The following is a 20,261-nucleotide window of genomic DNA, read 5'->3' on the forward strand; positions in this document are numbered from 1 at the left end:
TGAGTGTAACTGGTATTGGCAAATTGCCCAAGGTATTTTTTTCATTATTGTTTCGCGCCCATTTTTTGTGCACGTAGATTGGCTATTTTCGCGGCTTCCAGCGGGATCTCGCTATTCAGGGTACCGTCCGTCCACGCTGTAAGTTGCAGCGACGAAAAGTCAGCTAACGCAGCGATCCAGGTCGGGTTATCGTTCAAGCAAGGAATGTGATTCAGCGTTTTTCCACCCGCCGCGAGGAAGGTTTGTTTGCCTTCCATGGCGATTTCTTCGAGTGTCTCCAGGCAGTCGGCCACAAATCCAGGGCAAAACACGTCAACCGATTTCACGCCACCTTTGGCCAATTGGGTCAGCACCACGCTGGTATACGGCTCCAGCCAGCGAGTACGGCCAAAACGGGACTGAAACGCCACGGTGTATTCGCTTTCCTCAAGCTGCAATTCGCGAGCCAGCAACCGCGCTGTTTTCTGGCAATGACAGTAATAAGGGTCGCCTTTATCGAGCGTATAACGTGGCAGACCGTGAAAACTGAGTATCAGGTGCTCGCTGCGCCCTTGTTCATTCCACCTTTGCCTTACCCGTGCTGCCAGCGCTGCGATATATCCAGGATATGCGTGATATGACTTTACCAGTCGCAATTCAGGCGGATTGCGATAACGCGCCATTTGCTTGAACACAGCGTCATAAGCGCTGGCGGTGGTACTGGCGGCGTATTGTGGATAGAGCGGCAAGACCAGGATTCGTTCGCAACCCGCGGTTCTTAATTCATCCATCGCCTTGGCAATAGATGGATTGCCATAACGCATGCCCAAAGCGATAACCGGGCCTTCTTGTCCACGTTGCGCATAGCGCTCTCCCAGATAACCTTTCAGCAAGCGGGCTTGTTTCTGGCTCCATACCAGCAAGGGCGAGCCGTCCCGGTTCCAGATCAGCGCATATTTCGCTGCCGATTTGCCGGGGCGGGTGGTCAGCACAAACAGTCGCAGAATGATTTGCCATAGCAGTCTTGGAATTTCGACCACCCGAGGGTCAGATAAAAACTGCTTGAGGTAGCGTCGCACGGCAGAGGTGGTGGCAGCGTCAGGCGTGCCCAGATTGATCAACAAAACCCCTGTTCGGGCAACCTGGTCATGGCGGTGCTCGGGTTCTTTGTCAAAAAGGGGCATGAAACGACGTCCTTTGTCTGTAGCTGTGTGAAAACGGTGCGCATACCAGTGGGATTAGCTCGGCACGCGTCAGGCAAGCCGAACATCATAGCAGCGGGCAGGGTTGCTGTTGAGTGGGGCGCCTTCGCGGGATGATGCTTTGCCTGAAGATTGCGGTATTTGGTTAATGCTAAAGTGGGCAGCCATTAAGATTTTCTACGACTGAGCCTGAATCGACCAGCCAATGCCGAAACTCGATCCGTTTACCCTGAATATCCCGACAGAAATCATCACCTCTCGCTTGATCTTGCGACCACCGATGGCAGGCGACGGCACCGCTGTTTATGCCGCCGTTTGCGAGTCATTGACCGCATTGCGCCAATTTCCTGCTTCTTTACCTTGGGCCGTTGCCGAGCCGTCTGTGGCTAGCTCAGAAGAATGGTGCCAACAACGCCATGCGGACTTTCTTGCGCGCAAGGATTTAGCCATGCTGGCCTGGCATCGGGAAACCGGAGAACTGGTACTGGCGACAGGATTGCACCGCCTGGATTGGGCTGTACCCAAGTTCGAACTTGGTTTCTGGTGTCGCAGCAGCAAACAAGGGCAGGGTCTGGTAAGCGAAGCCGCGCGAGCCCTGCTTGGTCTGGCATGGGAGACCTTGGGGGCACGCCGGGTCGAAGCGCTTTGTGACGCAGCCAATTTGCCCAGCCGCCGTGTCTGCGAGCGAATTGGCATGACGCTGGAAGGTGTTATGCGCAATGAACGGATCACGCCGACGGGAGAGCTGTGCGATACCTGTGTCTACGCCGCGATCAAGCCCTGACAAACAGGCTTGGTCAGCGCACCCTAAACTGCCGTGTAGCGCGGATCAAGCCGGGCAGGGCGTCAGGGGTAGGGCCGTAGCGAATAGCGACATATTGGCTGGCGATCGCGAAAATTTCACCTTGTTGGGCTGGCAGCTTCAGGGCAGCGCGGCGCGCGAAGTCTAATGGTCCCTCGCTGGCCCGCGCTGATATTCCGGCTTTGGCGAGTTTTTTCTGAAAAAATTGCCAATGACGTTGCGCGGCGTCGATTTTGCGGGCGCGGCGCCAGTCACTGGCGGCAATCAGATAAATCAGCAGCAACACGCCAAAGCCACCGCAAAGCCAGCCAACAAAGGTGGGCGACAACAGATTGTCGATACCCAACCGGTTAAGCACCTGCATTTGCCGCTGGGCATCATAGCCCACGACCCAGGTATCCCAACCGTGCATGACAGCGTCCCAATTCAGGCGCAATTGGGCGAGTGTGCTGTCTTCATCCCGCAGCATGAAGGGTAGCGGGTCGCTGCTGGGCACGCTTTCTGCCAAGCCACGATTAATACGGTCAGGCGCAACCATTGAGGTCGGGTCAACGCGCTGCCAGCCCTGGCCGGGTAGCCAGACTTCGCTCCAGGCGTGCGCGCTGGCTTGTCGGATGATCCAGTAGTTACCGGTGCGATTGTATTCACCGCCCAGATAACCGCCGACCACCCGTGCTGGTACGCCTGCCGCCCGCATCAAAAAAGTGAACGCGCCAGCATAGTGCTCACAAAAACCGGCGCGGGTTTCAAATAGCAACTGGTCAATCCGGTTAACACTGGTCAGCAGCGGCGGAGCAAGCGTGTATTGATAGTGCCCGTCCCGCAAAAAACGCATGGCAGCGGCGACACGTTGTGCCGGTGGCAAGCGCAGCCAATTGGCCGCCAGCGCACGAGCCTGCGGATTGATATTGGGCGGAATAGCCAGATTGCGGGCCAGGCTACGCTCGCTGTCGCCTTGGGTGCGCCAGTGGGTGCTGCTGGCAAAGGCAAAACGCTGGCGTTCAGTTACCGGTGTGCGCGACAGCGCTTGCAGAGTGGGGCTGAGCCGGGCGTTTTCCGGCAGTTGCACCGGTAGATCGAGTGCCAGCAGCCATGTTCGCTGATGGGGTTCCAGCGTCATGGTGTAGCGGTACACCGACCCGGCAGTTTCGAAGCTTTCCGTGGGGTCACCGGCATAACCGGTGTGCCAGGTGGTGCCATCAAATGATGACATCACCGGGCCGCGCCAATACATCTGTGAGCGCGGCGGCGTGGGGCCGTTAAAGTCGACGCGGAACGCTACGCTATCGTCCTGGGTGAGATCGCTAAAACTGCCGGGCGACATGTCATCCGACAATCCGGTTCGGACTCGCGGTTCATTGTCTGGCATGTGCCACAGCGGCCCCGATAAACGTGGGAACAGCACAAACAGAATCAAGGCGATGGGCAGCGCTTCCAGCAACATGCGCCCAACCCGCCGCAGATCGCTCATATCGACCTTGCCGTCGTCACGATGCCACGCAGCCAATTGCCCGCAAATCATGGCCACCACCACGATGGTGTAAACCAGCATCAGCGGGGATTGCGACACCAGAAAGCCGGTACTGCAGGCAAAAAACGCGAGCAAGCTGAGTACGCGCACATCCCGATGATTTTTGGTTTCGAGAAATTTCACTGCAATCAGACTACTGAGCACAGCCACGCCGCCTTCACGCCCCACTAACGTGTGGTACTGCATGAAAGCGAACGCAAACAGCAGCAATGCCCAGCCAATTCTGACCACCAAATGCGGTAAGGCCGCGTTGCGGTGGCCCAGCCAGATGCGCCAGAGCACGGGCGTAATGATCAAGGCCGTATGCCAGAGCGGCAAAGCCAGCAAGCCCGGCGCCAGCGCTGCCAGCACTGCTACCGCCAGTGCATAGAATGGGGGGAGTGGCATTGGGGCGGAGTAATTGGCGGATTGCGCGGTCATGGCGATCCTTGCGACTGCGCCAGCCCGAACAACGCCAGCGCGTGCAAACACTGCTCACGCTGCGAGGCGCCAGCGGCGGTTGCGATGACCTGATCTGGCAACATCAATGTATAAGGCAGGCCAGCGGCATCGGCCTTTAATACCCAAGCGGTCAGGCGCGACAGTCGGGCCTCGACGTTCAACCCCGCCGCGTCATCCCAGCGTAGATGCTGCATGGAAGAGCGCGGTGTGTCGTGTAGCCGTACGGCAAGCCAGTCCAGCCGGGCCGATTGCTTCCACGCCACTTGCCGCATGGCATCGCCCGGCTGGTATTGGCGCAAGCCCGCGAAATCATCATCTCCAGAGCGCTGACGGCGGCCCGCATATTCGTTGCCTGATGCATCTGGCCACGGCGGAGGATTGTTTTCCGGTCGCGGATACACCAGGCAATTTGCTTTCAGGCTGGCGTGGCTCCAGGCGCGGCACCAACCAGTGGGAAAGCGCGTTTCAATGGTAACGCGCGGCAAGGGCAACCAGCCACGCTGAACCGCGGGTACCGCAAGCCAGACCATGATATCGGTACTGGCCGCGATGTTGATGACTTGCTGCGGCACTCCGCCCACCGCGCGTAGCTGCAGATTTCGGCGGCCAAATTTGCGGGCATCGCCCAGACGCACCGGAAAATGCGCCATATCTCCGGCAAACACTGCCGGCGCCGGTTGTGCGTTCAGCGTTAGTCCCAGCAGATTGCGAAACGCCTGAATCAAGCCCGAGTGACCCAGTCCCAGCATCAGAAACGCAAACAGATAAGCCAAGCTCAATTGATAATTGATGGCCCCAATCAGTACCAATACACAGGTAGCCGCGTAGGCCAGACCAAAACCGCTGGGCAGAACATAAATGCGGTTTTGTCGCAGTTGCAAAGTGCCGCTTACTGCCGGATGCCGCTGGTTCATCCAGCGTTGCCCGCGCTGCTGCAATGGCCTCAATAGCTTGAGCATGACGCTATCAGATTCAAGGAATGGCCACAGAAGCGAGCAAGTCTTGTGCGCTGCGGGCGTCGGTTTGACCGTGGGAACGGCCTTGCAAGCGATGCCCGGCCACTGCGGCAAAAACAGCCTGGACATCCTCTGGCAGCGTGAAGTCGCGCCCATCCAGCCAGGCCCAGGCGCGGGCAGCCGCAATCAAGCCCAGCAAAGCACGCGGCGACAGGCCGTAACTGAAACGTTCGCTGGTGCGGGTTGCGGCGGCCAGCGCCTGTACGTAATCAAGCAGTGCGGGAGATACCCGCACCGTGGCGACAGCTTGCTGCGCTTCCAGCAATTGTTCCGGGCTGACGGTGGGTTTGAGCGCGGCCAGCAAGGTGCGACGATCTTCGCCCGCCAGCAATGCACGCTCGGCGGCCAGACTGGGATAGCCCAATTCCAGCCGCATCAAGAAACGGTCCAGCTGCGATTCTGGCAGTGGAAAAGTGCCAATCTGATGTTGCGGGTTTTGCGTGGCAATCACAAAAAACGGCTCGGGCAAGCGGTAGGTGACGCCATCGGCGCTGACCTGGCCTTCTTCCATGGCTTCCAGCAAAGCGGACTGGGTTTTAGGTGGAGCGCGATTGATTTCGTCGGCCAGCAACAACTGGCTAAACACCGGGCCGCGATGAAACCGAAAGCTTTCGCTGTCGCGCGCATACACCGATACACCGAGGAGATCGGCGGGCAACAGATCGCTGGTGAATTGCACGCGCTGAAACTGCAAACCCAATGAACTGGCCAGCGCGTGAGTCAGCGTGGTTTTACCAACACCGGGCACATCTTCAAATAACAGGTGGCCCCGGGCCAGCAGGCACGCCAGCGCCAGCCGCACCTGGTTTTCCTTGCCCAGAATGAGCGTGTTCAACTGGTTCAGTGTTGCGAGAAAAGGCTGGAGCATGCAGTTCTCTGATTGGAGCGGGTCAATGATGCTGGACGGCTGGCCAGCGATGTGGAGCTACTGATTATTGTTTTATGCCTGAGCGCGCAGTTTATGCCAATGGCACTGGCTTTGCCTGTGCACATCGCGAACGCGTAAACTGCCCGGACAAGCGGCGCAATGCAATCAGAACCGCTCAATTCGATTCTGCACCCATACGTCCCGGCCAGATTCCGGGCAGGAGTGATTCCCTTGTTTTCTGCAGCGAAAAGTGATGCGACGGCCTATCTCACCCACAGCGCATGCGCCATGCATGACATGGGAAAAGGGCATCCGGAGTGCGCCGAACGCCTTGCCGCCATTCAGGATCGGCTGATAGCTGCAGGTTTGTGGGATTGTTTGTTGCACGTCGACGCCGAGCCCGCCACCTACGCGCAACTGGAACGGGTGCATGATGCTGAGTATTTGGACCGGCTGGCGACGCTATCGCCCTCGCATGGCTACGTGCATCTGGACCCGGACACCGCTATCAACTCCTTCAGCTTGCGTGCCGCCTACCACGCTGCGGGCGCTGGCATCGGGGCAGTGAATATGGTGATGCAGGGCCACGCCCAAAATGCGTTCTGTGCGATTCGCCCGCCCGGCCATCATGCCGAACGTAACAAGGCCATGGGTTTTTGCCTGTTCAACAACGTCGCCGTGGCCGCTGCGCACGCCATGGCGGAATACGGTGTTGAGCGCGTCGCCGTGGTCGATTTTGACGTGCACCACGGCAATGGCACTGAAGACATCTTCTGCGATGATCCTCGTGTACTGATGGTGGGCTGGTTTCAGCACCCGTTCTTTCCGTACTCTGGCGATGAACCGCGCGGGCCGGGCATGAAGAACATCCCTAAACCAAGGGCCACCACTGGCGCGGATTTTCGGCAAATGGTGAGTGATTTCTGGATACCGGCCCTCAACGAATTCGCGCCGCAACTGATTTTGATCTCTGCCGGTTTTGATGCACATCGAGAGGACGATATGTCTTCAATGGGATTGGTGGAATCCGATTATGCCTGGGTGACGCGAGAGGTCATGCAGGTGGCCAAGACTCATGCGCAAGGGCGGATTGTGTCGATGCTGGAAGGGGGGTATGACTTGTCCTCGCTGGGGAGGAGTGTGGCGGTGCATGTTAAGGAAATGGCAGGGTTGTGATTCGTGCTAGCCCGGCTACGGTGAAAATCCGGTGGGGTTCTTGCAACTTGCCCTGGCCTTATTCCTTCGACTTCCAACACCCGCTGCTTGTTAGTGCCTTTGGCACAAGTAAAAGTATTAGATACCCGGTGGTGACCGGGAGCACGTTTCTTTTCTTTGCGTCGCCAAAGAAAAGAAACCAAAAGTCCCGCAGAGCGGGATCGCAAAAGGCGACCCCGCTGCCGCAAGGGGGCCCCAGGTCAAAAACCGTGCCCCTCGGGGGTACCCCCACAACGATGCAGAATGCTTCGAATGCAGGTTGCAGGGGGAAACGAACCGTCTGTATGCAAGGATGGTTTACGCGCATCCTGCGTCCCCTCGGTCGGTCGGAGCCTGAGGTCTCCGACTCTCGGTCGGCGTGATCAGCTTTGTTGTTTGGTCTGCTTTAACTGCACGTGCAGAACCAGGCTAGAACTTTGCGGCCCTCGTAGCCCGGATGGAGCGAAGCGGGAATCCGGGGCCGTAATGCCTCAATAAGTCGCTCCAACAACGCTTTACCGGCGATGTGTTATTGCATAACTACGGGCTTCCACGCAACGAGTCCAAGACTACCCGCCCACTAAACCGGCTTCACCAACTCCCCCAACAACTCCTTCACCCGCGCCGCCCGCAAAGGTGCCTCCGGCCAGTTGCCGTCCACCCGCAAGCGATCCTGCCCAGCCAGTCGATAGTTCTTTTTGGACTGGATCAGCGTAATGATCTTGATCGGCTCAACCTGGGTGTTCTTGGCAAAGTTGATCACAATGGCCGAATCTGCAGCGTCGATTTTGGTGATGCCCATCGGCTTGGCCAGCATGCGCAGTTTGTGGCAATCAAGCAGCACTTTGGCCGGATCAGGCAGCAGGCCGAAACGGTCGATCAACTCTTGCAGCAAATCATCCAGTTCTTCCAGCGTTTCGCAGTTGGCCAGACGTTTGTACAAGCTCAGACGCTCATGCACGTCGGGACAGTATTCGTTCGGCAACAAGGCAGGCGAATGCAGATTGATTTCGGTGGTCACGCCCAGCGGTTGCGACAAATCGGGCTCGATGCCTTTCTTGAGTGCCTTGACGGCTTCGTTGAGCATTTGCGAATACAGTGAGAAACCAATTTCCTGCATTTCGCCCGATTGCGAATCGCCCAGTACTTCGCCTGCGCCACGGATTTCCAGATCATGCATGGCGAGGAAGAAGCCAGAACCCAGTTCTTCCATCATCTGGATCGCCTCGAGGCGCTTCTTGGCCGAGGCGGTCAGCCCTTCCAGATCGTTCACCAGTAAATAGGCATAGGCCTGGTGATGGCTGCGACCCACCCGGCCGCGCATCTGGTGCAGCTGCGCCAAGCCGAATTTGTCGGCGCGATTCATGATGATGGTATTGGCGTTGGGGATGTCGATCCCGGTTTCGATAATCGTCGTACATAAAAGGATGTTGAAGCGCTGCGCGTAAAAGTCGCGCATCACATGCTCTAGTTCGCGCTCGCGCATCTGGCCGTGGGCAACGCCAATGCGCGCTTCGGGCAGTAAGGCGGCGAGGCGTTGGTGGGCGTTCTCGATGGTTTCTACTTCGTTGTGCAAGAAGAACACCTGACCGCCGCGCTTGAGTTCACGCAGCACGGCTTCGCGGATCACACCATCGCTGTACTTGGCGACAAAGGTTTTCACCGCGAGGCGGCGCGATGGCGCGGTGGCGATGACTGAGAAGTCACGCAGGCCTTCCAGACTCATCGCCAAGGTGCGCGGGATCGGCGTGGCGGTCAGCGTTAGCACGTCTACATTGGCGCGCAAGGCTTTCAGCTGTTCCTTCTGGCGCACGCCAAAACGGTGTTCCTCATCGATGATCACCAGACCGAGATTCTTGAACACCATGTCTGGCTGCACCAATTTGTGCGTGCCGATCACGATATCGACCGTGCCGTCTTCCAGCCCTTTCATGGCAGCCGCGACTTCTTTGGTGGAGCGGAACCGCGATAACTCGACAATTTTTACCGGCCAATCGGAGAAACGGTCGGTAAAGGTCTGGAAATGTTGTTCGGCCAGCAATGTGGTCGGCACCAGTACGGCCACTTGTTTGCCACCGGCTACCGCTGCAAAGGCCGCGCGCAGAGCGACTTCGGTTTTACCAAAGCCGACATCACCGCACACCAACCGATCCATCGGTCGACCCAAACGCATGTCGATCAACACTGCCTCAATGGCAGCGGCTTGGTCGGCAGTTTCTTCAAAGCCGAAGCCTTCGGCAAACGCGGCGTAGTCGTTGTATGACCAGTCAAACGCATGGCCTTCACGTGCTGCGCGGCGGGCGTACAGGTTCAAGAGTTCGGCAGCGGTATCGCGTACTTGCTCGGCGGCGCGGCGTTTGGCTTTATCCCAAGTGCCGGAACCCAGTTTATGGATTGGTGCGGCCTCGGGCGAGCCACCGGAATAGCGGCTGATCACGTGCAGTTGCGACACCGGCACGTAGAGTTTGTCGCCGCCGGAATATTCAATCAGCAACAGCTCTGTTTCGCCTTCACCCAGGTCCATCGACATCAAGCCTTGGTACAAGCCGATGCCGTGGGCTTCATGTACTACCGGATCGCCGATTTTCAGCTCGGACAAATCCCGCAGCATGCTGTCGGTATTGCTGCGTTTTTGCTGTTTCTTGCCGCGGGCCTGCGCAACAGCGGCGTAGAGATTGCCTTCGGTGATGATCGCCAGCTTTTCATCAGGCAGCACAAAGCCGCGATAAAGCGGCGAAGGCGCCAGCATGACGCGGTCTTTGGCGTTGACGAAACCTTGCCAGCTATCAGTCAGCGCGGGCTTGAGATCATAGTCGGCGAAGTACTGCGCCATGGTTTCGCGACGACCGAGACTCTCAGCGCAGATCAGCACGCGACCTTTGAAACTGTCCAGAAAACTGACCAGCTTGCTGAGCGGATTTTCGGCGCGGCGGTCTACGTCCAGCGGCGGCAATGGTTGCGCCAGTTCGGCTGGCGCAGCAGTGAATTCGAGTCGTGGCCACGCTTTGAACGCGGTGAACAGCGCATCCGGCATCAAGTACAGATCACCCGGTTTCAGAATGGGCCGGTCTTTCTCTCCCGATAGATTGCGGTAACGTTCCTGGGTGTCATTCCAGAAACGTTGTGACGCCTCGTGGATATCGCCGTGCAGTGTCAGTAGCGCGGTGGACGGCAGGTAGTCGAACAGCGTGGCCGTGTGTTCAAAGAACAGCGGCAGGTAGTACTCGATACCGGCAGGCGTGGCGCCGCTGGAAATATCTTTGTACAGACGGGATTTGGACGGATCGCCCTCGAAGACTTCGCGAAAGCGCTGGCGAAAGCGCGTGCGGCCACCGTCATCAATCGGGAACTCACGCGCCGGCAGCAGGCGCACTTCCGGCACCGGATACAGACTGCGCTGGGTATCCACATCAAAGGTGCGGATGGTTTCGATTTCTTCGTCGAACAAGTCCAGCCGGTAGGGCAGCGTGGAGCCCATCGGGAACAGATCAATCAACCCGCCGCGAATCGAGAACTCGCCGGGGCTGTAAACCTGGGTGACGTGGCTGTACCCGGCAAACGCCAGATCAGCGCGCATCTTTTCCGGATCAAATTTCTGCCCCTTCTTGATAAAGAAGGTGTAGCCCGCCAGGTATTCCACCGGTGCCAGCCTGCCCATGGCTGTTTGCACCGGCACGATCACCACATCGGCCTGGCTTTCGCGGATTTGCCATAGCGTGGCCAGCCGTTCGGAGATCAAATCCTGGTGCGGCGAGAAATGATCGTAGGGCAGCGTTTCCCAGTCCGGCAGCATCACCACGCTTTTTTCCGGCAGCAAAAAGGCCAGCTCGTCTTTTAAGCGGGTGGCCTCGTGCGCGGCATCGGTGAGGATGACCAATGGGCGCGCGGCACTGGCATAACGCGCCAGCAGCAGGCTATCAGCGGAACCAGGAGGCAGAGCGAGTTGCAGGCGTTCGCCTGCGCGGGGAAGGGCGGGAGCGGACACGGCGGGATCGTCGGGGGCGGCAAAGTGGCCATTATACGTGTGTGAGAGATGAGGGGTGAGGAGGAGTTAGCAGTGAAGGGCAACGGAGGAGGTCTGTGGCCCTCGACTCGTCATTCCCGCCAAGGGGGCCGCCCAGGTCGGGAATGACGAATTCGTGGTTGCGTTGAGTTGTCAGATACTTGCGCACCTCGCACCTCGCACCTCGATTTATCGGGATGCCCTTCAATGCTGTAAACTGACGCCTTTGCAAAGCACCCGCCACACTTGCTGGCAAGGCATCATGGATCACAAAGTCATACACGGTTTTCACGCGGTCGGTTCGCGCCTTAAACGCTTTCCCGATAGCGTCATCGAGCTTTACCTGAATGCCGCCCGAATGGATCAGCGCTCCAAAGATCTGGCGCGGCTGGCCGAAGCACAGGGCTGCAAAGTCTTGCTGGTGGATACCAAGCGCCTGGATGGCTTGACCGCTGGCGGCAAACACCAAGGTGTAGCCGCGTTGATCGACGCCGGAAAGTCGTACATCACCGTAGACGATGTGCTGGATGATCTGGACGAGCCGCCATTCTTGCTGGTGCTTGATGGCATTACCGATCCGCATAACCTGGGTGCGTGTTTGCGCGTGGCCGATGCGATGGGTGTGCATGCGGTGATTGCGCCCAAAGACAAAGCAGTGGGCATTACCGCAACCGTATCCAAAGTAGCCTGCGGCGCGGCGGAAGTCGTGCCCTACGTGATGGTGACCAATCTGGCGCGTACGCTGCGTGAGTTGCAGGAGCGCGAGATCTGGATCGCCGGTACAGCGGCCGAGGCCGATACCGATCTACATCACTTCAGCAATACCGGACCGCTGGCTTGGGTTCTGGGTAGCGAAGGTGATGGCATGCGTCGCCTGACGCGCGAGCATTGCGATGTACTGGTGTCGATTCCGATGTTTGGTTCGGTGGAGAGTTTGAATGTCTCGGTGGCCAGCGGGATCGTGCTGTCAGAGACGCGTCGCCAGCGGACGATGGCGGCGAAGTAATCGCGCGATGGTTTCTGGTTTTGCCAGCAATAAAAAAGGACGGGATAACCCGTCCTTTTTTATTGCCCTCGCAGCCTGTCCTTGTAGCCCGGATGAAACGAAGCGGGAATCCGGGGAGCGATGCCGGCGAGGTCAAGGCATCTATTTCAAATGGTTGTATCGCAACCCCGGATTCTCGCCAGCGGCTTTATCCGGGCTACGCTGATCAGCAATCAATTCCAGCCAGCCGCATTTTTTTTCGTCGACTTGGCTTTGGTTTTGCTTTTATTACTGTCGCTGGCTGAGGTGTCCTGCAGGTCCAGATTGTTGTCGTAGGCCGACTTGATGGCGTTTGCCAATTGCAAAACTGCCGTAGCGTACAAAGTGCTGCGGTTATAGCGCGTGACTACATAGAAGTTGTTGAACCCCATGTAGTAGCTGGTGTTGCCCGCTTCAGTCTCCAGGCTGAACAACACCGCTTGCTGGGAGGTGTCGGTTTCGCTCAGCGGTTGCACGCCTTTTTGCATCAACTCGGCCACCGTGTAATGCAGGTTGAATTTATCCGCCAGCAGATCATCTTCGGCGGCGCTGACGTTCACCGGGGCGTAAGTGTCGCCATCACGCTGCCAGCCGTGAGCGGCCAGGAAGTTGGCGACGCTGGCGATGGCATCTTCCGGTGTGCCCCAGATATCTCGATGATGATCGCCAGTCCAGTCCACGGCGTATTCGCGGAAACTGGACGGCATGAATTGCGGCATGCCCATGGCACCGGCATAGGAACCCATAAAGGTCAGCGGATTTTCGTTTTCTTCTCGCGCCAGCAGCATGAACTGGGTGAGTTGATCTTTGAAGTAATCCGCGCGACGTGGGTAATCGAAGGCGATGGTGGTCAGCGCATCAATCACGCGGAAGGTGCCGGTGGTGCGGCCATACAGTGTTTCGACACCCAAAATGGAAGTGATGACTTCCGCAGGCACACCGTATTTATCGCTCACTGCATCCAGCGTATCGGCATAGCGGCGCATAAAGCGGGCACCACCCAGAATGCGCTGGTTGTTGATGAAGTTCTGTTTGAACTGGTACCAAGGGCGGCCGGTAGAGGGGCGATCCAGCACCGTAATAATGCTCGGCTTGGTATTCACCTGTTGAAACAGCGCGGTCAGGTCATCGCGATTGAAACCCTGAGTGGCAGCCAGGTTATCGAGATAACTCTGGACTTCCGGGCGTTGCAACAACGCGGTGTCGGCGTGGCTGATTGCGGGAACAAAAGCCAGCAGGGCGGCGGAAAACAAGGCGGCGCGTAACTTCAAAAACATGGGCGATCCGGAAATGGGGTTGTGCTGCGTTTGACTGGCGCGCGGCGGGTGTCGCCAGCGCATGCGGTTGTTATGTACGTATTGTGGGTTATTTATACTTGATCTTGATGACTCTGATACCCGCCAGAGGCGTTGCCGGATGACGTACACCCATTCAGACAGTGGCCAGAATCTGGTTGGCGTACCTTACCGAATCGAGATCAAAAAACAAGGTGCCATATTGCTCGAACTGATGACTTGCATAAAACGCCAAGGCATTGTGGTTCTGACTGTTCACCGATAACCAGTAAGTGGCATCAGCGGCCTGGTCTTGCGCGGCATTGGCACAGGCGTGCAGCAGCGCGCTACCAATCCCCTGACGGGCAAAGCGCGGCAATACATACAAGTTTTGCAGTTCTGTCGAGGTGTGCGGCACCGCCGGCTGGTATGAATCAAAGTCCAGCAAAGCGTAACCCAGCAGATGTTCGCCTTGCTCGGCAACGATGACACGATGGCGTGTGTTGTTGATGCAGTGTTCGAAGCGCTGTGGCGTGAACTGTGTCAGCACATAATTGGCCAGCGCCGGGCGGACGCCGTCGGTGGTATACGTATGCAGCCATACCTGAATGGCAAGTGCAGCCAGGCAACTGGCATCATCCGCTTGGGCGGGGCGCAGGCAGATTTCCGGGTTCATTGGGACAGGGCGCTGGATAACAGTTTGGCGGTGACATCCACAATCGGGATGATGCGTTCATAAGCCATGCGCGTCGGACCAATCACGCCCAGCGTGCCAATGACCTGGCCGTTGGCGTGATAGGGCGCCGTGATGATGGAGCATTCGTCCAGTGGCGCCAGACCCGATTCGCCACCAATAAAGATCTGGACACCCTCAGCGCGATTACCCAGTTCCATTAATTGCAGCAAGGCGGTCTTGCGTTCAAACAGTTCAAACAGCTGGCGTAAACGACCCATGTTGGCGGCCAGATCGTCGCTATCCAGCAAGTTGCGTTCACCGGAAATCACCAGATCTTCGGCTTCGCCACCCAGCACGGTCTGGCCATATAACACCGCTGTATTGAGCAACTCGGCCAACTGGCCCTTCACCGCGCGGACTTCGTTTTCTACAAACGAGCGCAAACCACGCCAGGTTTTGCCAGTGCAATGCACGTTCAAAAAATTGGCTGCTTCGATCAGATCGCCAGGCGGGAAGCCATTTTTCGTCTGGATGATGCGGTTTTGCACATCGCCATCGCTGGTCACCAGAATCAGCAACACACGTTTATCCGACAGCGGCAGAAACTCGATATGCTTGAGTACTGCATCCTGACGACGCGGTGACATGACTACACCAGCAAAATGGGTGAGTTGCGACAACAGATTGGAGGCGGCGGCGATAGTGCGTTGCGGGTTATCCAGCGGCAGGCTGCCTGCATCCACAGAGATTTTGTCCAGCGGACGCACTGCCATCAAACTATCGACAAAAAAGCGATAGCCCAAAGACGTGGGAATACGCCCGGCCGAGGTGTGCGGGCTGGCTACAAAACCAAGTTGTTCCAGATCGACCATCACATTGCGGATGGTGGCCGAACTGATATCGAGACCCGAATATTGCGACAAGGCGCGCGAGCCGACAGGTTGGCCGTCGGCGATATATCGCTCAACCAGGGTTTTCAGGAGGATTTGTGCACGATCGCTAAGCATGATCCGATTCTAATGTGGATTGATGGTTGGCGTTAATTATCTCGCCATCATCTGTTGGCCTCGTGTCTATCAAACTGGAGCGAGAGTGCCAAGCGCCACCCCCTTGTGGTTAAATGCAGCCGTATTTGTCTGGATCAAGCCATGCAGAGCCTATTTAAAACCATTGTGCTGGTCGGCCGCTTTAACACCCCTACGCTGGGTGGACCGTTGCGTCAGCTGTCGGTGATGCTGCAGGCACTGGGCGTGCGCGTGCTGATCGAAGCAGAAGTAGCAAGTGAACATGGCATTACCGATATCCCCACGGTGGATCGGCTGGCGATCGGCAAGCTGGCCGATTTGGTGATTGTGCTGGGCGGTGACGGCACCATGCTGGGCGTGGCGCGGTTGGTAGCGCCGTATCGCATCCCGGTGATTGGCGTCAACCAGGGCCGCCTGGGTTTCATGACCGATATCCCGCTCAAGGATATGGAACAAACCATCGGCAGCATGCTGGCGGGTGCGTTTGTGCCCGAAGAGCGCATCTTGCTGGAAACGGTGGTCAAGCGCGAAGGCAGTAAAGACCAGACCACCGCGCTGGCGTTTAACGATGTGGTGTTCAGCCGCGGTTCTACCGGCGCCATGATCGAGTTCGAAATCTTCATTGATCGCCAGTTTGTGTACAGCCAGCGTTCGGACGGCTTGATAGTCTCCACGCCAACTGGCTCTACCGCGTATGCTCTGGCGTCTGGCGGCCCGATTCTGCATCCGAGCCTGCCCGCGATTACCTTGGTGCCGATCTGCCCGCAGTCGCTGTCCAACCGGCCGATTGTGATCAATGACACCAGTGAAGTTGAGTTTTTGCTGACGCGCAATTCCGATGCCCGGGTTTATTTTGATAACCAGGCCGATTGTGAATTGCGCGAGAAAGATCGTGTCATCATCCGCCGCCATCGCAACACGCTGCGCATCCTGCATCCGGTGGGTTACAACTACTACGACATGTTGCGCGACAAATTGCACTGGGGCGAAAAGCTCCTCTGACCTGCGAAACCCATGCTGCTCTCTCTGAATCTTAAAAATTTCGTGATTGTTGACCGGCTGGCGCTGGATTTCGCTGGCGGGTTGAGTGTATTCACCGGTGAAACCGGCGCGGGTAAATCGATTGTGATCGATGCGCTGGGCCTGTTGCTGGGTGACCGCGCCGAAGTCGGCATGGTGCGCCATGGCACTGACAAGGCCGAACTGGCCGCAGAATTTGCTATCACTGATCTGAAAATTGCCAAGGATTGGCTGGCCGAAGCCGAACTCACTGGCGACGACACCGATATTGTCAATTTGCGCCGCACGCTCGATACCCAAGGCAAAAGCAAAGCCTTTATCAATGGCACCGCCGCCACGCTGGCACAACTGAAAATACTGGGCGAAATGCTGGTGGATATTCATGGCCAGCACGCACACCAATTACTTTTGCGGCCAGAGACCCAGCGCAATGTATTCGATGCCTTTGTCGGTGCCAGCGATCTGGCTAGCCAAGTCACTGCGGATTGGCGCCAATGGCAACGTGCACAAGAAGAATTCGACGCTGCGAGCCGTAATGCGGCTGCCTTTGAAGCCGAACGTGAGCGCTTGCAGTGGCAGATCAATGATCTGACCGAACTGGCGCTGGGCGACAACGAGTGGGTTGAACTGCAAGGCGAACACAAACGCCTGCAACATGCCGCTAGTCTCATTGATGGCGTGCAAGCAGCGTTGTTAGTCCTGAGCGATGACGATGAAAACTGCCAGGGCTGGCTGAGTGGGGCTACACGCCGCCTGCAAGAACTGGCAGGTTATGACGAACTGCTCAACCCCTCGTTGGAGTTGCTGGCCGGGGTGGATGCCCAATTATCTGAGGCCGTGAGCGAATTGCGCCGCTATGCAGATCATCTGGAACTCGACCCTTCGCGTCTGGCTGAGGTCGAGTCACGCCTCGACGCCATCTGGAGCATGGCCCGCAAATACCGGATTGAGCCGCCAGATCGTTTGCCGGTAGTGTTGGCGGAGTGGTCAGCCCGGCTGGATGAACTGGGTGGCGGCGAAGGCTTGGCGCGCTTGCAACAAGCTGCCAAAGCGGCGCAAACCCGTTATGAGGCCAGCGCCGCCAAGCTATCCGCCCTGCGTCAACGTCATGCCCCGGCGTTTGCCAAGGCAGTGACCGCAGAAATGAAACCACTGGCGCTGGCTGATAGCCGCTTTGAAGTGGCCCTGACTGCCACCGTCCCCAGTGCGCATGGCCTTGAAGATGTGGATTTTCTGATTGCACATGGCGATGCCCCGGCGCGTGCCATGGGCAAGATTGTTTCCGGCGGTGAGTTGTCGCGAATCAGCTTGGGGATTCAGGTCATCACCAGTGCTTTGTCGGGCGTGCCGACGCTGGTGTTCGATGAGGTGGACGTAGGCATCGGCGGGCGCGTGGCCGAGATCGTAGGCCGCATGCTGGCCGGGCTAGGGCAGAAGCATCAGGTGCTGTGCATTACCCATCTGCCGCAAGTCGCCGCATGCGGCGGTCAGCATTATCTGGTCAGCAAAGCCAAGAACAAGGAAGGCATTGTTAGCCACGTCGCCTCGCTGGATAACGTCGGCCGCGTCGAAGAAATCGCCCGCATGCTCGGCGGTGTGGAGATCACTGAAACCACGCGCCGTCACGCTGCAGAATTGCTTGGCCATGTCTGACCCGGTTTTGTTTCCTATTGCTGCAATGCCCGAATCGTGGACTGAAGCGCAAATCGGCTTCATGCAAGAAGCTTTGCTGGAAGCCGCGCGCGCGCAAGAACTGGGTGAAGTGCCGGTCGGCGCAGTTGTGGTGTTTGAGGGTCGCATTATCGGGCGCGGCTGTAATCAACCGATTACGACGCATGATCCATCAGCCCATGCCGAAATGCTGGCGCTGCGCGCCGCGGCCCAGACGCTGGGTAACTACCGGCTACCAGGGTGCGAGCTCTACGTAACGCTGGAGCCCTGCCTGATGTGCGCAGGCGCGATGATGCATGCGCGACTGGCTCGTATCATCTACGCCACCACCGACCCCAAGACGGGTGCTGCAGGTAGCGTCATTAACCCCTTTCCGGATCGCCGCCTTAATCACCACACCGCAGTGGTTGGCGGACTGCTGGCTGATGAGGCCTCCGCCCAGCTCAAGGCGTTCTTTGCGCTACGCCGCAAATTGCAAAAACAGCAGCGGGAAAGCGCTGCCAATCCCGATCTTCCGCTGACCTGAATCAACGGGTGTTGCTCAAATTGCTCGCTATGCCAGGCGCATGCGCGTGCCATCGTTTTGCCATGTTAGAGTGGCGGCCATGGCTGCGCGTAAGACGTAGCTGTGACCATGTAAGAACATAAACAGATTGCGAACACGGTGTGCCCGAAACGGCCGCGGCAGTTGCGCAGCAAGGGCGCCAGTTGCTTTGCAACTCAGGCATAAAACCCGAACGAGGATGACGGAATGAAAAGGCTATTACTGTTGCCATTTTTTGTGGCAGCGGCGCTTGCGCACGCAGATACGGTGGTATTTCAGGACGATTTCAAGGGCGATCTGTCGCAGTGGGTCGGTCAAAACGGCGACGGCACAGTGCCCATGCATGGGGTGATCGTTGATGATCCGTTGCGCCCCGGACAAAAAGCATTGAAGTTCACCAAGAAAGTGTTTGGTGGCGACATGTTTTCCAAGGTCCAGTTTGCTGAAGGCAAGAAATACACACTGAGCTTTGATTATCTTGGCCTGTGTAGCTCCAACTGCGGTGGCGTAGTGGGTTACACCGCAGACTTCCCCGGTCGCGACAATTGGCTAGCCGGTGCGGCCAAGCTGGGCGGCGGCGCGGACAAGCTCAAAGATAACAAGCAGTGGAATACCTACAACCTGGACTTCAAAGGCAAGTTCCCTTTCCATTTGGCCCTCGAACATTGGACCAATGGTGATGGCGATGCTGGGGATTCGCTGTTTGCCAATTTCAAACTGGTGGAAAAGGGTGACGGTGGCGGGGACGCCAAGGCACCGGCCGCTGCTGCCGTTGTAGCTGGTGGCGTTGCAGCCCCGACTTCACCACAGTTCGTGGCCTACTACCCGGCTTGGGCTCCGACCAAATCCGGCTATTACGTAAAGAACCTGGAAACCAGCGGTGCGGCCAGTCAGGCAACTGTGATCAACTACGCCTTTGCCAATGTGGTCGATAACAAATGCGTAGTGGGTGATCCAGATGCTGATTACAAAACGGTGATCGATGCCGCTCACACGCTCGATGGCAAGGTTGATGCAGGCACCAACGGGCTATTCGGTAACTGGAATCAGCTTAAGCAACTCAAGCAAAAACACCCGAATCTGAAAGTGGTGATTTCGCTGGGCGGCTGGACTTGGTCCAAGAATTTCTCCGATGCCGCTCTGCCAAAAAACCGTGAAGCATTCGTTAAATCCTGCGTAGATACCTTCATCAAAGGCAATATCGCCGGTAAAGATGGCTTGGCGGCCGGGGTGTTTGATGGCATCGACATTGACTGGGAATACCCGGGCAGCGCTGGTAACGAAGGCAATGTGGTACGCGATGAAGACCCAAAGAACTACACCGCGCTACTGGCCGAATTCCGCAAACAGCTGGATGCACTCAAGCCAGGTTACTTGTTGACCGTGGCGGCAAGCGCTTCGTCGTCGGTTTATGGTTCGATCGAAAGCGACAAGATTCAGCAATCGCTGAACTGGATCAACCTGATGACCTATGACTTTGCCGGTCCTTGGGACAGCACCACTGGCTATCAATCCAACCTGTTCACCGGGCCTAAAGATCGCCTCTCCATCGATATGGCAGTCAAAGACTATATCGAAAAAGGCGTGCAGCCCGCCAAACTGGTATTAGGCGTGCCGTTCTATGGCTACGGCTGGGTGACCGGCTCAATGGACAACCACGGCATTCATCAGGCCGTGAAAGCCAAGGCCAAGGGCACGCCGGATGAAGGCGTGGCCACCTATGCCGAAGTCAAAGCCAAGGCGGGCGACGTGTTCCGTGACGACAAGACCAAAGCCATCGTCAAGGTTTCCGGCAACGAAGCGTGGGTTTATGACGACCCACAAGTGCTGAAAGACAAAATCGACTACGTGAAAAAGATGAAGCTGGGCGGTATGATGGCTTGGGAAATCTCTCAAGATACGCCTGACGGTGAGTTGAGCGGCACCATCTACAATGGTCTGATCAAGCATTAAGCAGGTAATCCATTGTGCAAGTAGTAAAAACGGGGGCT

The 20,261-nt window shown here is 57.3% G+C and carries 15 protein-coding genes; 7 read left to right on the plus strand and 8 right to left on the minus strand.

Annotated elements, in window-relative coordinates; genetic code table 11:
• Positions 1 to 44: 44 nt before the first annotated feature.
• Positions 45 to 1,163, minus strand: coding sequence for a ferrochelatase (gene hemH, locus P4L78_RS14235; RefSeq protein WP_309328563.1), 1,119 nt, complete (start codon positions 1,161 to 1,163; stop codon positions 45 to 47).
• 223 nt (positions 1,164 to 1,386) lie between these two features.
• On the opposite strand from hemH, the gene P4L78_RS14240 reads away from it, so the two are divergent.
• Complete coding sequence (locus P4L78_RS14240; protein ID WP_309328564.1) at positions 1,387 to 1,965, plus strand: GNAT family N-acetyltransferase; 579 nt, start codon at positions 1,387 to 1,389, stop codon at positions 1,963 to 1,965.
• A 13-nt stretch (positions 1,966 to 1,978) separates the two neighbouring features.
• On the opposite strand, the gene P4L78_RS14245 is transcribed toward P4L78_RS14240, so the two are convergent.
• The 3 genes from P4L78_RS14245 to P4L78_RS14255 are packed head-to-tail and all read right to left on the minus strand — an operon-like array spanning position 1,979 to position 5,839.
• Positions 1,979 to 3,934: a DUF3488 and transglutaminase-like domain-containing protein gene (locus P4L78_RS14245; protein ID WP_309328565.1), complete on the minus strand. Its 1,956-nt coding sequence runs from the start codon at positions 3,932 to 3,934 to the stop codon at positions 1,979 to 1,981.
• Complete coding sequence (locus tag P4L78_RS14250) at positions 3,931 to 4,914, minus strand: DUF58 domain-containing protein (protein ID WP_309328566.1); 984 nt, start codon at positions 4,912 to 4,914, stop codon at positions 3,931 to 3,933. The genes P4L78_RS14245 and P4L78_RS14250 overlap by 4 nt, the downstream gene beginning before the upstream one ends.
• A gap of 13 nt (positions 4,915 to 4,927) precedes the next feature.
• Entirely contained in the window at positions 4,928 to 5,839 is a 912-nt protein-coding gene (locus tag P4L78_RS14255) for a MoxR family ATPase (RefSeq protein ID WP_283149652.1), read from the minus strand.
• A gap of 231 nt (positions 5,840 to 6,070) precedes the next feature.
• Between P4L78_RS14255 and P4L78_RS14260 the strand changes: the two genes are divergently transcribed.
• Positions 6,071 to 7,015, plus strand: a complete 945-nt coding sequence (locus tag P4L78_RS14260; protein ID WP_309328567.1) for a histone deacetylase family protein — start codon at positions 6,071 to 6,073, stop codon at positions 7,013 to 7,015.
• Positions 7,016 to 7,613: 598 nt separating this feature from the next.
• On the opposite strand, the gene mfd is transcribed toward P4L78_RS14260, so the two are convergent.
• Positions 7,614 to 11,018: a transcription-repair coupling factor gene (mfd, locus tag P4L78_RS14265; protein ID WP_309328568.1), complete on the minus strand. Its 3,405-nt coding sequence runs from the start codon at positions 11,016 to 11,018 to the stop codon at positions 7,614 to 7,616.
• Between the two features lie 277 nt (positions 11,019 to 11,295).
• Between mfd and rlmB the strand changes: the two genes are divergently transcribed.
• A complete protein-coding gene (gene rlmB / locus P4L78_RS14270; RefSeq protein ID WP_283151465.1) occupies positions 11,296 to 12,042 on the plus strand; it encodes a 23S rRNA (guanosine(2251)-2'-O)-methyltransferase RlmB in 747 nt (248 codons plus the stop codon).
• A 212-nt stretch (positions 12,043 to 12,254) separates the two neighbouring features.
• Here the strand turns inward: rlmB and mltB are convergent, their stop codons facing one another.
• From mltB to hrcA, 3 genes are all read right to left on the minus strand, one after another.
• Positions 12,255 to 13,337, minus strand: a complete 1,083-nt coding sequence (mltB, locus tag P4L78_RS14275; RefSeq protein WP_309328569.1) for a lytic murein transglycosylase B — start codon at positions 13,335 to 13,337, stop codon at positions 12,255 to 12,257.
• A 154-nt stretch (positions 13,338 to 13,491) separates the two neighbouring features.
• The gene (locus tag P4L78_RS14280; protein WP_309328570.1) at positions 13,492 to 14,010 is read right to left on the minus strand and encodes a GNAT family N-acetyltransferase; all 519 of its coding nucleotides are present in this window, start codon (positions 14,008 to 14,010) and stop codon (positions 13,492 to 13,494) included.
• The gene (hrcA, locus tag P4L78_RS14285) at positions 14,007 to 15,017 is read right to left on the minus strand and encodes a heat-inducible transcriptional repressor HrcA (RefSeq protein WP_309328571.1); all 1,011 of its coding nucleotides are present in this window, start codon (positions 15,015 to 15,017) and stop codon (positions 14,007 to 14,009) included. The genes P4L78_RS14280 and hrcA overlap by 4 nt, the downstream gene beginning before the upstream one ends.
• A 141-nt stretch (positions 15,018 to 15,158) precedes the next feature.
• Between hrcA and P4L78_RS14290 the strand changes: the two genes are divergently transcribed.
• From P4L78_RS14290 to P4L78_RS14305, 4 genes are all read left to right on the plus strand, one after another.
• Positions 15,159 to 16,037, plus strand: coding sequence for an NAD kinase (locus P4L78_RS14290; RefSeq protein WP_283149647.1), 879 nt, complete (start codon positions 15,159 to 15,161; stop codon positions 16,035 to 16,037).
• Positions 16,038 to 16,049: 12 nt separating this feature from the next.
• Positions 16,050 to 17,708, plus strand: a complete 1,659-nt coding sequence (gene recN / locus P4L78_RS14295) for a DNA repair protein RecN (protein ID WP_309328572.1) — start codon at positions 16,050 to 16,052, stop codon at positions 17,706 to 17,708.
• The gene (tadA, locus tag P4L78_RS14300) at positions 17,701 to 18,252 is read left to right on the plus strand and encodes a tRNA adenosine(34) deaminase TadA (RefSeq protein ID WP_309328573.1); all 552 of its coding nucleotides are present in this window, start codon (positions 17,701 to 17,703) and stop codon (positions 18,250 to 18,252) included. Before recN ends, tadA begins: the two co-directional genes overlap by 8 nt.
• A gap of 225 nt (positions 18,253 to 18,477) precedes the next feature.
• The gene (locus P4L78_RS14305) at positions 18,478 to 20,223 is read left to right on the plus strand and encodes a glycoside hydrolase family 18 protein (RefSeq protein WP_283149644.1); all 1,746 of its coding nucleotides are present in this window, start codon (positions 18,478 to 18,480) and stop codon (positions 20,221 to 20,223) included.
• The last annotated feature ends 38 nt before the right edge of the window (positions 20,224 to 20,261 follow it).

This window comes from Silvimonas sp. (assembly GCF_031291215.1).
Taxonomy (GTDB): Bacteria; Pseudomonadota; Gammaproteobacteria; order Burkholderiales; family Chitinibacteraceae; genus Silvimonas; species Silvimonas soli.

Excerpts from the sequence above, each read along its gene's own strand:
- P4L78_RS14305 (WP_283149644.1), top strand. The coding sequence starts at position 18,478 with ATGAAAAGGCTATTACTGTTGCCATTTTTTGTGGCAGCGGCGCTTGCG.
- mltB (WP_309328569.1), bottom strand. The coding sequence starts at position 13,337 with ATGTTTTTGAAGTTACGCGCCGCCTTGTTTTCCGCCGCCCTGCTGGCT.
- P4L78_RS14255 (WP_283149652.1), bottom strand. The coding sequence starts at position 5,839 with ATGCTCCAGCCTTTTCTCGCAACACTGAACCAGTTGAACACGCTCATT.
- P4L78_RS14240 (WP_309328564.1), top strand. The coding sequence starts at position 1,387 with ATGCCGAAACTCGATCCGTTTACCCTGAATATCCCGACAGAAATCATC.
- P4L78_RS14245 (WP_309328565.1), bottom strand. The coding sequence starts at position 3,934 with ATGACCGCGCAATCCGCCAATTACTCCGCCCCAATGCCACTCCCCCCA.
- P4L78_RS14290 (WP_283149647.1), top strand. The coding sequence starts at position 15,159 with ATGCAGAGCCTATTTAAAACCATTGTGCTGGTCGGCCGCTTTAACACC.
- tadA (WP_309328573.1), top strand. The coding sequence starts at position 17,701 with ATGTCTGACCCGGTTTTGTTTCCTATTGCTGCAATGCCCGAATCGTGG.
- P4L78_RS14250 (WP_309328566.1), bottom strand. The coding sequence starts at position 4,914 with ATGCTCAAGCTATTGAGGCCATTGCAGCAGCGCGGGCAACGCTGGATG.
- recN (WP_309328572.1), top strand. The coding sequence starts at position 16,050 with ATGCTGCTCTCTCTGAATCTTAAAAATTTCGTGATTGTTGACCGGCTG.
- hrcA (WP_309328571.1), bottom strand. The coding sequence starts at position 15,017 with ATGCTTAGCGATCGTGCACAAATCCTCCTGAAAACCCTGGTTGAGCGA.
- P4L78_RS14280 (WP_309328570.1), bottom strand. The coding sequence starts at position 14,010 with ATGAACCCGGAAATCTGCCTGCGCCCCGCCCAAGCGGATGATGCCAGT.
- hemH (WP_309328563.1), bottom strand. The coding sequence starts at position 1,163 with ATGCCCCTTTTTGACAAAGAACCCGAGCACCGCCATGACCAGGTTGCC.